Genomic DNA, 12,556 nt, shown 5'->3' with positions numbered 1-12,556 from the left:
GCATTCCCAATGGACGAACCCGCCAATGCCAAGATCGAATACGGCGTAACACCGACGCATGTGATGGCCGCGATGTCCGGGCTCGGACTTCGTCCGCGCCATCTTCGAGGGCAAGCTGCCCTCGCCGCCGATCATGCAGAATGTCGAGCCGTTCGATTCCACCGCCGAGAAGGGCACGTCATGTTCCAGAGCGTGCCGGGCTTCCGGCACTACAATCCGATCGGCTCGGTGCATGGCGGTTATGCCGCGATCCTCCTGGATTCAGCAATGGGGCTTGCGGTTCACACCGCGCTTCCCGCCGGCACCGGCTACACCACGCTCGAATTCAAGATTTCCTTCATCAAGGGCATGACCAGGGATACCGGCCCTGTCCGCACCGAGGGCAAGACGCTCAATGTCGGCCGCCGCGCCGCGACAGCGGAAGCACGCATCACCGACGCCAAGGGCCGGCTGCTCGCGCATGCGACGACGACGTGTCTGGTTTTCGAGATTCCTAAGGGAACGTGAGGCGCGGAGTTTGGTTTGAAGTTGTAGGGTGGGCAAAGGCGCGACAGCGCCGTGCCCACCATCTCACGCTTCACTCGGAATGGTGGGCACGCTTCGCTTTGCCCACCCTACGATTTCTGCGATTGCGGAGAGCAACCATGTCCGTTGTCAGCGCCGATATTGAACCATTCGCCTTCGTCTTCGAGGACGATGGCCTCGTACCCAACAATCCCCTGCCATTCTTGGTCTACAAGGGTGCGGTCGATGTCGCGAACGATCATCCGGAAAAGACCATCGAGGGATTGTTCGGCGCCAATGGCTGGGGCGCGATGTGGCGCAACGGCGTCTACGACTACACGCACTATCACGCCACCGTGCATGAGGTGCTCGGCGTTGCCCGCGGCCAGGCCCGCGTGCGCTTTGGCGGCGACGGCGGCGAGGAGCTGGAGATATCGGCCGGCGACGTTGCCATCCTGCCCGCGGGCACCGGGCATCAGTGCCTTTCGGCCAGCCCGGATTTCTGCGTGGTCGGCGCCTATCCGCCGGGCCCGCCGATGCAGATCACGCGGCCGACGCCTGAGAACCACGCCAAGGCGTTGAAGACGATTCCGGAAGTGAAGCTGCCGAAGACGGACCCGGTGCGGGGCGCAGACGGCCCGCTGGTCCGGCTATGGACGCCTAGCGCGCGATAAAGCGGCACGCCGTCATCCGCGCCGGGAGATCGGAAAATTCGGCTCGGCCAAAGCCTCGGCTGCGGGCTCGCCCGACGTCACCCGCATTGCCGCGATCCGCGCGACGAAAAGCCCGATCACGAGATTTGTTCGTTCGATCTCCAGCTTTTCGCGGATCGGTCCGTTCGGAGCGGTCGCGCACATCGTCTTGATGCATTCGAGGGTTCGAGACAATGAATCGACCACCGCCCAGATCGGCTCGATCGACGGCGGCGCTGATGGCGAACCCGGAGCGCTTCCGGCGGGCTGACCGGAGGGAGCGGCACGACGGCCGGACGATGCCACGTCGGGGAATTCGATTATTTTCCGCATCGCTGAATTCCAAACCTGAAGATCAATACTTAAAGTTGTAAATTTTTACCGCCGAACACCTGAATGCCGCCGCATCATCCTAGCGGCGATCTCGCGCATTATGTTTAAATGGACTATCGGAATCGCGCAGCCTAATTTTTATGCGTGCGGTTTTTTTTGCACGCGTCCGCAGCAGCTTTTATTGCCTGCTCGCGATTATGAAAGCGACGCTGACCCATTCGGCCACCGCGAGAAAAGACCGCCGTGATTTGCCGCTATTTCCCGCTCGCGCTAGGATGCCGCGTGTGAAGGGAGCTGAAAACACCTCTACGTTAAGCCTGCCGGCGTCATTTTTCCGAGCACCTTGATTTAAGTCAGCACACGCCGCGGCTTTTGCGCCGTCAATGACTTGTTAAGACACCTATTGATCTGCGGGAATGACAGCAGTCCCGCGCCCACTACCGTTTTTTCAAACGCAATGGAGGTCATTTGCATCACCTGACGGCCTCAGATGCTCCGAGCTTCTCACAAACAACCACAGCAGACATCAGAAGAGGAGGATTCGACATGCTTCGAGGAATTCTAACGCTGACATTGTCTCTCTGCCTCGGCGCGGCCCCGGCAGCGCTGGCCCAGACAGCGGCGCCCATCAACGAGGATGAGGCGCGCGCCATTGCAGTGGACGCCTACGTCTATTTTTATTCTCTGCTATCGATGGACGTCACGAGGAAGCAACTCACAAACGTTGAAGCCGGAAAAGAGAGCCTTAAAGGCCCGATGAATACGTTCGCCAATGCGCGCGAATACCCGCCGGCCGATTTCAAGGGTGTCGTGCGGCCGAATTTCGATACGCTCTATTCCTCCTCCTGGCTGGATATGACCAGGGAGCCTGTCGTCGTCAGCGTTCCCGATACCAATGGACGTTACTATCTGCTGCCGATGCTCGACATGTGGACGGACGTGTTTGCCTCGCCCGGATGGCGAACCACGGGCACCAAGGCCGGCACCTACCTGCTGACGCCGCCCGGCTGGCGGCCGGACCTGCGCGACAGGTTTGTCGAGGAGTTCAAGCTTCCAAAGGACACCCAGCGGATCGAGGCGCCAACACCCTATGTCTGGGTGATTGGCCGCACCAAGACAGATGGTCCGCCAGACTACAATGCGGTCAACCAGATCCAGGCGGGTTACAAAGTCACGCCGCTCTCCGAATTTGGAAAGACGCCCAAGACGGTCGAATTCAAGTCCGACCCGAGCGTGGACATGAAAACGCCGCCCAAGGTCCAGGTCGACACGATGACTGCTGCCGCCTATTTCGCCTATGCAGCCGAGTTGCTCAAGCTCCATCCGCCGCACGTCACGGACGAGCCGATCATCGCCCAGATGCGGAGAATCGGCATCGAACCCGGCAAGAGCTTTGATATCAGCAAGCTCGATCCCGCCGTGCAACGGGGACTGGCAGCCGCGCCGCAGGAAGCCCAGAAGCTGATGGCGTGGAAGGTGCCGACACTGGCGCGTGTCGCCAACAACTGGTCCATGAACACAGACACCATGGGCGTTTACGGCAACTACTACCTGAAGCGGGCGATCATCTCGCAAGTGGGGCTCGGAGCCAACCTGCCCGAGGACGCCATCTATCCGCTCAATCTCGGCGACGAATCCGGCAAGCCGCTGGATGGGGCAAACAAGTACACCATCACGTTCGAGAAAGGCGCCGCTCCGCCGGCCAACGCCTTCTGGTCGATCACGCTGTACGATCCGGAGGGATTCCAGGTCGGCAACGCCCTGAACCGCTTCGCCGTCAGTAGCTGGATGCCGTTCAAGTACAATGCGGACGGGTCGCTCGATCTGTATTTCCAGAACGAAAGCCCCGGCAAGGACAAGGAAGCCAACTGGCTGCCGGCGCCGAAGGGAGCCTTCAATCTCACCATGCGCCTGTACGCGCCGAAGTCCGAGGCGCTGACCGGCAAATGGAATCCGCCGCCGGTTGTGAAGTCGCAGACAACGGTCGGCTTGTCGGCCCAATGAAAGTTGACGGCACGCCGGCGCTTCGGCGCCGGCGTCCGATTTCTCGCCGGTGGCTTGCCGGCTTCAGACTCGAAGACCAAGCCCTTTCTGGGTGAAGCCAGTCGTCCAGAAGTGCGTCCAATGATGATCGGCGCTGCGATCGGACGAGTTGACTGCAGGCTACTCCAGGAGCCCGTCATGCTCATCATCCTGACGCTCTATCTGGTCCTCGTGTGGCTCATCTTTCAAGCTGGTCAGATGGGGTTGGGCCTCCGGCACCGTGGCGGTGCTGATCGGCGCATTCATCCTCGCGGTGTTCGTGGCGTTGTTCAACTATTTGGCCCCGTCGGGAAGCTTCGTCGTGATCTCGCGGGTGGTCGAGGTCGCGCCTAACGTCTCGGGCAAGGTGATCGAGATACCGGTCAAGCCGAACGAGCCGGTGAAAGCCGGGACGACGCTGTTCCGCATCGATCCAACACCGTTCAAGTACAAGGTTGACCAGCTCGAGGCTTCGCTGGTTGGCGCCAAGCAGCAGGTGAAGCAGCTCGCAGCCAACGACGAGCTAAGTCCGTTGCTGGACCCCAAGCCGACATTGGGATCAATTAGCTCGATCCCAGCGACTTCGCGAGCGTGGCGGAGGGCAGTTCGCCAAATTGGCGGAAGTACATGGACGAAAATCGTCCGAAATGTGTGAACCCATAGTGGGATGCTGCGCTGGTGACGCTCGTCCCTTCGATGGGATGAACAAGCGCACGGTGCACTGCGTTCAGCCTAAGCTCCAGCAATAGCTGTGCGGGTGGCCGCCCGAACGCTTCAATGCAGCTCAGGAACAGGGTGCGCTCCCTGGCGTCCACCTGTTCGCACATCTCCGTCACGCTCGGTGGGTCATCGCGGCGGTCGTGCAGCAATTGCAAAACCGCCCGGGCGATCCGCGCGCGGCTGTGAAGCGACTCGATGACTTCTGCCGAGGGAATCATGTCGAGAATGGTGTCCGAAATTCTCGATTCCATACGCGTGAGAAGCCCCTCCGTCACATCGAGCCTGGATCGGTCGAACACATCGTTGAGCAAGCCGGCCAGTGCACGGGCGCGGCGAGCCATCTCCGCCGCCGACACAGCCCAGTGGCGCGGAGGTAGATCGGGGTCCATTCCGTTGACGCCGCGTCGCACCTGCATCCATCGGTGAATGAGATCGGTGGGAAGAACGACGATCATAAGATCGGTGGGCCCGGTCGCTGCGAAACCGATGTCATCACGCCACGTCGCCGCGAGCAACTCGCCGCGCTTGACCGGACGCCGGCGGACGTGCAGCGAACCCTCCGCCTTTAGCGGGAGACCGAAGATCCAGCTATTCTTCGGCGCCGTTCCCGTCTGCAAGACGCCTGGCGACCACCGCTCGCGGTTCAATTGAAGTTCCGCCAGAACAAGCTGCGTCAACTCTCCGCGAAATCGACCGCAGCCGATCTGTTCGTATTCCTGATCCCATTCCAGCGCTCTCGCCGCCATCGCGTCGATGTCGTCGAAAGTCTCGTTGATCACTTGCAGTAGCTGGCTGCGGCGGACGGCGGGCGGCATGGCGATCCCTGCTCCCGACTATACGCATGGCTGGCTCGATAGTCGTTTGCAGGATTCGGATAGCGGCGAAACCTGCCTGCTGAGAAGTTACTTTCGTTTGAAGGATGCCGCAAGGGCGAACATCGCTCGGAAGTAGCAGGCACATACGCGCGGCAATGGACCGCGCTTTTCGAAGACAAATACAGCCGGCCAAGCTTGTGGTCGCTTCCTATCGATTTTCTGAGACGCCGTCGGGGCGCAAAGCCGATCCGGTAACCCGACAACAGGTGTGCTGCTCGAGCCGCAGTCAGAGGGGGCGGAGCGTCGAATAAAGGAGAGGAAACCATGAAGCAGTCGTTGCGAATACTTGTAGCCGCCGCGGCCTGCGCTGCGTTGTCACTTCCGCGCTTGGCCGCCGCTCAGACGCCCGCGGGAATTCCTCCGGGCCTTGTGACGCCGGACAAGGTCGAGACCCGTATCGGCACGCTCGAATTCAAGGAAGGCGCACCGAGCAAGGCGACCCTGGAGAAGATCTACGACAGCATCGACTCGACGCACGCGCTTCGCGCGTTCTCGGATACGCTGCAGGGCGTCAGCATCCACGCATTCCGCAAGGGTTTCCACAGCGTCGGCGTCAAGGACAATGAGGTTCTCGTCTTTTCCGAATTGATGGATGCCAAGTCACTGTTCCTGACCGCCAATGCCGACACGATCTACGTCCTCGGCTTCCTCGACCTCACGCAAGGCCCCATGGTGATCGAGGCGCCACCGAAGTTTCTGGGCGGTGTTCAAGACTATTGGTTCCGGTGGGTCATCGACCTTGGTTTACCCGGACCCGATCGGGGTGAGGGCGGCAAGTACCTGATTGTGCCGCCGGGATACAACGGACCGTTGCCCGAGGGCGAATTCAGTGTGGCGCACTCCCGCACCAACTTCGTCTTATGGTTTGGCCGGTCGTTCCTGGAGAACCATAGCGATCCGAAGCCAGTCGTCGACACCATCCGGAAGTTCACCAAGGTCTATCGCTACGAACCCGGCGGCGTCGGCACACCCATCTCCGAGTTCCTGGCGGGCAAGGCAAAGCTCGGCCGTGTCATTCCGCCGCCGCCGACTGTGTTCCACGAGGGCAGCGGGAAGGTGATGAACACCATTCCGCCCAACGACTGGACCTTCTATGAGATGCTCAACGAGGTCGTGCAGCAGGAGCCGGCCACCGCGCTCGACCCCGAGTTGATGGGGCCGATCGCCGCCATCGGTATCATCAAGGGCAAACCATTCGCGCCCGACACGCGGATGAAAAAGATCCTTACTGAAGCACTTGCGCTCGCCAATGCGGAGTCGCGTGCATTGTTCCTGCATCCGCGCAATCCGAGTTGGACCTATTACCCCGACTCGGCGTGGCTAAATCCGCTGTTCGTTTCCGGCTACGAGTTCGAGACGCCAATCCCGATGATCACGCGCGAGGGTGCTAAGCCCTTCCCGCCGACGGGCTACCGACAACTGGATGCGCGCCGATGGTACTTCTACGGCGTCACCGGCATCACCCCGGCCATGGCCATGCGCCTGACCGGCATCGGCTCGCAGTACCTCTTCGCCTCGCTCGATGCCGACAAGAACTATCTCGACGGCGGCAAGACCTACAGGGTGACGCTGCCCAAGGGCATCCCGGAAGAAAACTTCTGGTCATTTACCGTGTACGACAACATGACACGATCGATGCTCGACACGCCGCAGCGCTATCCGCGCGCCGGCAGCCAGAGCTATCCGTCGCCCGCTGCGGAACCGAATGCCGACGGTTCGACGACGATCTACATCGGACCGACCCAGCCGGCGGGCGTCAAGCGTGGCAACTGGATCCAGACCGTCCCCGGCAAGGGCTGGTTCACGTGGCTGCGCCTTTACAGCCCATTGCAGCCGTTCTTCGACAAGACCTGGCGCCCGAGCGAGATTGAACTTGTCGCCACTGTTGGTTCGGGCGCGATCGAAAGGATCGAGCAGAGAATCGACAGGCTCGAGCAGAGGATCGACAGGCGATAGGAATGCCGCACACAGGCAGAAGCCCGAGCGCATAGTGAGATCAACTGCCTTCGGCTTATCGGACAACGCGTTCGATAGACCGCGACGGCCGCAACACGGACCGGAGTAGCGCCATGAATCTCAGCCGCAGAGATCGCTTCAGGAAGGCGGCACGCGCCAGCTTGGCGGGCGTGCTTCTCACGCTGGCCGCGGCAATTGTTTGCTCGCCCGCGCGCGCCCAGACCGACCCTCTGCCTTCCTGGAATGATGGCGCAGCGAAGAAGTCCATCACGGAATTCGTCGTGCGTGTCACCACCCAAGACAATGCAGATTTCGTACCGCAGCCGGATCGTATTGCGACCTTCGACATGGACGGCACGCTGATATCCGAGCAGCCGAACTTTTTTCAATCGGTTTTCGCGTTCGACCGGGTCAGGACGATGGCATCGCGGCATCCGGAATGGAAAACAGAGCAACCATTTAAGGCAGTGCTCGAGAACGACTCCAAGGCATTGATCGCGGCCGGCGACAAGGGGCTGTTGCAGATCGCCGAAGCAACCCATTCCGGGATGAGTGTGGAAGAATTCAACAAGATCGTGCTCGACTGGGTCGCGACGGCGCGCCATCCCCGGTTCAACCGGCCTTACACCGATCTCGTCTACCAGCCGATGCTGGAGCTGCTCGCGTATCTGCGCGCCAACGGGTTCAAGACCTTCATCGTATCCGGCAGCGGCATCGACTACATGCGGCCCTGGGCCGAGAAGGCCTACGGCATACCGCCCGAGCAGATCGTGGGCTCGTCGGGCGCAACGCAATTTAATATCGGCCCGGACGGCAAGCCGGTCTTGATGAAGCTTCCCAAAGTCGATTTTGTCGACGACGGGCCCGGTAAACCTGCGGGGATCAACCGCTTCATTGGACGGCGACCGATCTTCGCCTTCGGCAATTCCGATGGCGATTTGCAGATGCTGCAGTGGACGACGGCCGGGGCTGGCGCACGCTTTGCCGGCATCGTTCACCATACCGATGCCGAACGCGAGTGGGCCTATGATCGCGAGGCCCATGTCGGAAAGCTCGACAAGGCCTGGGACGCTGCGCTCAAGCATGGGTGGACGATGGTGAGCATGAAGACGGAGTGGAAGGTCATCTACCCGTTCGAATGGAAATAGCGCTTCCCCGACAAAGAAATGGAGTCAAAAGCCATGAAACTTGGACACCGCACGCTTCCCGCATTCGCAATCATCTACGCGGCAGCTCTTTTCGGCGGAGGTGGTGCCGTCGCCCAAGCGACAATTCCTCCGTCGCTCGTCACGCCGGACAAGGTCGAGTCGCGCATTGGCACGCTGGAGTTCAAGGATGGCTTGCCGAGCAAGGCGACCTTGGAGCGGGTCTATGACAACCTTGATTTCAGCAATGCATTTCGGGCGGTCACCGACACGATGCAGGGCCCCAACATAGAGGCTATTCGAAAGGGCTTCCATGACTTCGGCGCCAAGGACAACGAGGTCGTTGTGTGGTCCGAACTGTTGGATGCCAAATCGCTGATGCTCACAGGCAATGCCGACACCGTCTACGTATTCGCCATCCTCGACCTCAGCAAGGGGCCGATGGTGCTAGAGGTGGGACCGAACATTCTCGGCGCTATCGACGACCACTGGTCCCGCTGGATTACCGACGTCGGCCTGCCGGGGCCCGACCGCGGTCAAGGCGGCAAATACCTGATCGTGCCGCCGGACTACAAGGGAGAACTGCCGGAAGGCGGCTTCTACGTCGTGCGCTCGCGCACATACATCAACTGGTGGTTCGGCCGCGCATTCATTGCGAACAAGAACGATCCGAAGCCGGCCGCCGAGTCCATCCGGAAGTTCACCAAGATTTATCCTTACGAACCGGGCGGCGTTGGGACGCCGATCTCCGAGTTTTTGGCCGGTAAGGCCAAGCTCGGTCGGATCGCTTCGCCTCCGCCGACCGTATTTCACGAAGGAAGCGGCAAGGCAATGAACACCGTTCCGCCTAACGACTGGAGCTACTTTGAAATGCTCAACACGGTCGTGCAGACGGAGCCGGCGACTTCGCTCGATCCCGAACTGATGGGCCCTTTGGCGGCGATCGGCATCATCAAGGGCAAAGAATTCAAGCCTGACGAGCGCATGAAGAAGATCATGACCGACGCACTCGCCGTCGGCAACGCGACGGCGCGCAGCCTGACGATGAATGCGCGTGACAAAAGCTGGTTCTATTACCCGGATTCAGCCTGGCTGAACCCGCTCTTCGTCACCGGCCACGAATTCGAGACGCCGATCCCTGAGGTCACACCAGAGGGAGCCAAGCCGTTCCCTCCGACGGGGTATCGCCAGATGGATGCGCGCACATCGTTCTTCTACAGCTATATCGGCATCACGCCCGGTATGGCCATGCGTCTTACCGGCATCGGCTCGCAGTATCTAATTGCGACGGTAGACGCCAACAAGACCTACTTCGACGGCGCCAAAACCTACAAGGTGACACTTCCCAAGGACATTCCGGAGGCGAACTTCTGGTCATTCACCGTCTATGACGTGATGACGCGCTCATTTCTCGATACGCCGCAGCGTTATCCGCGCGCCGGCAGCCAGAGCTATCCGTCGCCGGCGGCAGAACCGAACGCCGACGGCTCGACGACGATTTACTTCGGTCCGACTCAGCCCGCGGGCGTCAAGCGGGGCAACTGGATTCAGACTATGCCCGGCAAGGGCTGGTGGACCATCCTTCGCCTCTATAGCCCGCTTGAGCCGTTCTTCGCCAAGACCTGGCGGCCGAGCGAGATCGAGCTCGTCCGGCAATGATCTAGCTGGCCACTGCCAGACGCATGCTTGCCTCGCATGCATCGGCCGCAGGCCAGCAGCGGGACCGGCACGACACTGAGATGAGGTCAATCAAATTGCTGCAGCGATTCTACCCACGCTAGGAGCCAGTCATGCTCATCATCCTGACGCTCTATGTCGTCCTCGTGTGGCTCATCTTCTCCAAGCTCAAGCTGGTCAAGTGGGGCTGGGGCTCCGGCACCGTGGCGGTGCTGATCGGCGCATTCATCCTCGCGGTGTTCGTGGCGTTGTTCAACTATTTGACCCCGTCGGGAAGCTTCGTCGTGATCTCGCGGGTGGTCGAGGTCGCGCCTAACGTCTCGGGCCAGGTGATCGAGATACCGGTCAAGCCGAACGAGCCGGTGAAAGCCGGGACTACGCTATTCCGCATCGATCCAACGCCGTTCAAATACAAGGTTGACCAGCTCGAGGCTTCGCTGGTTGGCGCCAAGCAGCAGGTGAAGCAGCTCGCAGCCAACTACGAGCAGGCGACTGCGAACGTCGAGGGGTTGGGCAAGCAGCTCGCCTATCACAGCCAGCGGCTTGCCGATTACAGCAAGCTCGTCGGTCAGGGCGCGCAAACCGAATTTCGCCTGCAAGACACGCAGGTCCAGTACGAGACGGTGGAATTTCAGCTCCAAGCGGCCAAGGCCACGCAGCTGAACGCGAAGCTCGCCATGGACTCGGAGATCGGCGGCACCAATACGACGGTCGCTCAAATCGAGGCCCAGCTCGACAACGCCAAATGGGAGCTGGAGCAGACCACGATCCGCGCACCCGGCGACGGCTCCGTCACGGTCATGGCGCTATCGGTCGGCGACCGCGCAACGCAAGCGCGTGCGGTGATGTCGTTCATCGTCACCGACGAGATCACAATCGTCGGCATGTTCTCGCCCAACGGATTTAAGACCATCAAGCCCGGCGCGCGGGTCAAGCTCGTGTTCGACAATGACCCCGGCCGCATTCACGACGCGACCATCACGGGGATCCCGCTGGGCGTGGGACAGGGCGAGATTGCGGTTTCGGGAACGCTCGCGAAGGTGGGATCGATCGGCGGCGCCAAGGCCTATCCGGCGATCATTTCCATACCGAAGGATATCGACCGCAGCCAGCTCAAGCTCGGGATGCCCGGCACTGCCACCGTGTTTGCAGAGAACGCCGGCGTCATTGGCTTGCTGATGTCGATCCTTGTCTGGATCAGCTCGTACACGGCGTATCTTTGACGGCATCGGACGAGCTTGGCGCCTTGCGCATCGCGTCGAATGCCCGTTGCAGTGAATAGCAGGCGGTAGTGTCGCGACTTTGGAGCAACAGTCGCCAACAGATCTTCGATTTGGACCGTTGCGCGGGACTGTGGCTTACGACGAGCCATTCAATCTATGTCAATCTCAGGTTGGTCACTGTGATCTCAGGGCATTGGGAGCAAGCAGATGGCGAACAACATTCCCAAGCGAATTTCAAACCGTCGGCGCACGGGCCTCGGCATCGGTGCGGCTCTGCTGCTGTTCGGATCGATGTCCGGGGCCGCTTACGCCGATGAACACGGCATCAGCTTCTGGGTCCCCGGATTCTTTGGAAGCTTGGCGGCCACGCCGCAGCAGCCGGGTTGGTCGTTAGCGAACATCTACTACCACACCTCCGTATCGGCCGGCGCTGACGTCGCGCGTTCGCGCGAATTCACGCTCGGCAGGGTTCCGGCCAACCTTACCTTAAATGCAAATCTGAATTTGAGCCTCAACGCCACCGGCAATCTTGGCTTTGTGATCCCGACCTATGTATTCGCGACGCCGGTTCTCGGCGGCCAGGCGTCGGTGTCCCTCATAGGAGCTTATGGCGTCGTCGGCACCAGCCTGGCGGGGACCTTGTCAGGCGTGCTCACGACACCTTTCGGCAACGTTCCCTTCGCGCGGTCCGAGAGCATCAGCGACACGACATGGGGTTTTGGGGATCTGATACCGCAATTCGCACTGCGCTGGAACGCCGGCGTCCACAACTACATGGCCTACATCACAGGCGACATCCCGGTTGGCGCTTACCAGTCCACGCGCTTGTCAAATCTGGGCATCGGACACGGCGCGATCGACGCCGGCGGAGGCTACACCTATTTCAATCCGCAGACCGGCCACGAATTCTCCGGCGTGCTCGGCTTCACCTACAATTTCGAGAATCCTGCGACGCAGTATCAGAGCGGCGTCGACATGCACTTCGACTGGGGTGCGTCGCAGTTCCTGTCGAAGCAGGTCATGGTTGGCCTCGTGGGCTATGTCTACAAGGAGCTCGGCTGCGACAGCGGTTCAGGCAACCGTGTCGGCTGCTTCCAGTCCCAGGTGGTTGGCGTCGGTCCCCAGATCGGATTCCTTTTTCCGGTCGGCGACATGCAGGGCTATCTCAATCTCAAGGCTTACGGAGAGTTTGCCGCAGAGAATCGTCCCAGTGGCTGGAATGCCTGGGTCACCTTCGCGATCTCGCCGCCGGCGCCCGGCGCGCCTCCGACAACAAAACCCGTCGTCAGAAAATATTAGGATCGGAGCGGCTGGGGCGGGTGTTCTCGAGAGACTTAGCGGTTCGATGGTTTCGGCTTGGGCACGGTGACGCCAACGCGCCGGATCGTGACGAAGTAGTCGCCCGCGAT

The 12,556-nt window shown here is 60.7% G+C and carries 11 protein-coding genes and 1 pseudogene; 9 read left to right on the top strand and 3 right to left on the bottom strand.

From position 1 onward, the window contains the following. Positions 1-9 precede the first annotated feature (9 nt). Together ACH79_RS16275 and ACH79_RS16270 are read left to right on the top strand one after the other, a co-directional pair. Positions 10-507: pseudogene (locus tag ACH79_RS16275) on the top strand (PaaI family thioesterase). A gap of 137 nt (positions 508-644) precedes the next feature. After that, the gene (locus tag ACH79_RS16270; RefSeq protein ID WP_161851888.1) at positions 645-1,178 is read left to right on the top strand and encodes a cupin domain-containing protein; all 534 of its coding nucleotides are present in this window, start codon (positions 645-647) and stop codon (positions 1,176-1,178) included. A gap of 12 nt (positions 1,179-1,190) precedes the next feature. Here the strand turns inward: ACH79_RS16270 and ACH79_RS16265 are convergent, their stop codons facing one another. After that, positions 1,191-1,529, bottom strand: a complete 339-nt coding sequence (locus ACH79_RS16265) for a hypothetical protein (protein ID WP_161851887.1) — start codon at positions 1,527-1,529, stop codon at positions 1,191-1,193. Between the two features lie 546 nt (positions 1,530-2,075). Between ACH79_RS16265 and ACH79_RS16260 the strand changes: the two genes are divergently transcribed. After that, a complete protein-coding gene (locus ACH79_RS16260; RefSeq protein ID WP_161851886.1) occupies positions 2,076-3,533 on the top strand; it encodes a DUF1254 domain-containing protein in 1,458 nt (485 codons plus the stop codon). A gap of 312 nt (positions 3,534-3,845) precedes the next feature. On the opposite strand, the gene ACH79_RS44770 is transcribed toward ACH79_RS16260, so the two are convergent. Further along, positions 3,846-3,980, bottom strand: coding sequence for a hypothetical protein (locus tag ACH79_RS44770; RefSeq protein WP_256380319.1), 135 nt, complete (start codon positions 3,978-3,980; stop codon positions 3,846-3,848). Between ACH79_RS44770 and ACH79_RS45120 the strand changes: the two genes are divergently transcribed. Beyond that, positions 3,919-4,206 carry a biotin/lipoyl-binding protein gene (locus ACH79_RS45120; RefSeq protein ID WP_371419459.1) on the top strand — a complete coding sequence of 96 codons (288 nt, stop codon included), beginning with the start codon at positions 3,919-3,921 and terminating at the stop codon, positions 4,204-4,206. The two genes, ACH79_RS44770 and ACH79_RS45120, sit on opposite strands and share 62 nt — an antisense overlap. Here ACH79_RS45120 and ACH79_RS16250 read toward each other — a convergent pair. Further along, entirely contained in the window at positions 4,115-5,086 is a 972-nt protein-coding gene (locus tag ACH79_RS16250; protein ID WP_161851884.1) for a helix-turn-helix domain-containing protein, read from the bottom strand. The genes ACH79_RS45120 and ACH79_RS16250 overlap by 92 nt on opposite strands. A 324-nt stretch (positions 5,087-5,410) precedes the next feature. On the opposite strand from ACH79_RS16250, the gene ACH79_RS16245 reads away from it, so the two are divergent. The 5 genes from ACH79_RS16245 to ACH79_RS16225 all read left to right on the top strand — a co-directional run bounded on the left by ACH79_RS16245 (position 5,411) and on the right by ACH79_RS16225 (position 12,446). Continuing rightward, positions 5,411-7,102 carry a DUF1254 domain-containing protein gene (locus ACH79_RS16245; protein WP_161851883.1) on the top strand — a complete coding sequence of 564 codons (1,692 nt, stop codon included), beginning with the start codon at positions 5,411-5,413 and terminating at the stop codon, positions 7,100-7,102. 113 nt (positions 7,103-7,215) lie between these two features. Continuing rightward, entirely contained in the window at positions 7,216-8,250 is a 1,035-nt protein-coding gene (locus ACH79_RS16240) for an HAD family phosphatase (RefSeq protein WP_161851882.1), read from the top strand. Positions 8,251-8,283: 33 nt separating this feature from the next. Then, positions 8,284-9,906 carry a DUF1254 domain-containing protein gene (locus tag ACH79_RS16235; protein WP_161851881.1) on the top strand — a complete coding sequence of 541 codons (1,623 nt, stop codon included), beginning with the start codon at positions 8,284-8,286 and terminating at the stop codon, positions 9,904-9,906. A 131-nt stretch (positions 9,907-10,037) separates the two neighbouring features. Then, positions 10,038-11,147, top strand: a complete 1,110-nt coding sequence (locus ACH79_RS16230) for an HlyD family secretion protein (RefSeq protein WP_161851880.1) — start codon at positions 10,038-10,040, stop codon at positions 11,145-11,147. A 291-nt stretch (positions 11,148-11,438) separates the two neighbouring features. Further along, a complete protein-coding gene (locus tag ACH79_RS16225) occupies positions 11,439-12,446 on the top strand; it encodes a transporter (protein WP_161856392.1) in 1,008 nt (335 codons plus the stop codon). Positions 12,447-12,556: the final 110 nt, after the last annotated feature.

Origin of the sequence: Bradyrhizobium sp. CCBAU 051011 (genome assembly GCF_009930815.1) — a bacterium.
Lineage (GTDB): Bacteria > Pseudomonadota > Alphaproteobacteria > Rhizobiales > Xanthobacteraceae > Bradyrhizobium.
The sequence above is the reverse complement of the archived record's forward strand: the minus strand, read 5'-3'. Positions and strand labels throughout refer to the sequence as shown.

What these genes read in the sequence shown, in the direction of transcription:
- ACH79_RS16270 (WP_161851888.1), top strand. Translation starts at nt 645, where the DNA reads ATGTCCGTTGTCAGCGCCGATATTGAACCATTCGCCTTCGTCTTCGAG.
- ACH79_RS16265 (WP_161851887.1), bottom strand. Translation starts at nt 1,529, where the DNA reads ATGCGGAAAATAATCGAATTCCCCGACGTGGCATCGTCCGGCCGTCGT.
- ACH79_RS16260 (WP_161851886.1), top strand. Translation starts at nt 2,076, where the DNA reads ATGCTTCGAGGAATTCTAACGCTGACATTGTCTCTCTGCCTCGGCGCG.
- ACH79_RS44770 (WP_256380319.1), bottom strand. Translation starts at nt 3,980, where the DNA reads ATGCGGAACAGCGTCGTCCCGGCTTTCACCGGCTCGTTCGGCTTGACC.
- ACH79_RS16250 (WP_161851884.1), bottom strand. Translation starts at nt 5,086, where the DNA reads ATGCCGCCCGCCGTCCGCCGCAGCCAGCTACTGCAAGTGATCAACGAG.
- ACH79_RS16245 (WP_161851883.1), top strand. Translation starts at nt 5,411, where the DNA reads ATGAAGCAGTCGTTGCGAATACTTGTAGCCGCCGCGGCCTGCGCTGCG.
- ACH79_RS16240 (WP_161851882.1), top strand. Translation starts at nt 7,216, where the DNA reads ATGAATCTCAGCCGCAGAGATCGCTTCAGGAAGGCGGCACGCGCCAGC.
- ACH79_RS16235 (WP_161851881.1), top strand. Translation starts at nt 8,284, where the DNA reads ATGAAACTTGGACACCGCACGCTTCCCGCATTCGCAATCATCTACGCG.
- ACH79_RS16230 (WP_161851880.1), top strand. Translation starts at nt 10,038, where the DNA reads ATGCTCATCATCCTGACGCTCTATGTCGTCCTCGTGTGGCTCATCTTC.
- ACH79_RS16225 (WP_161856392.1), top strand. Translation starts at nt 11,439, where the DNA reads ATGTCCGGGGCCGCTTACGCCGATGAACACGGCATCAGCTTCTGGGTC.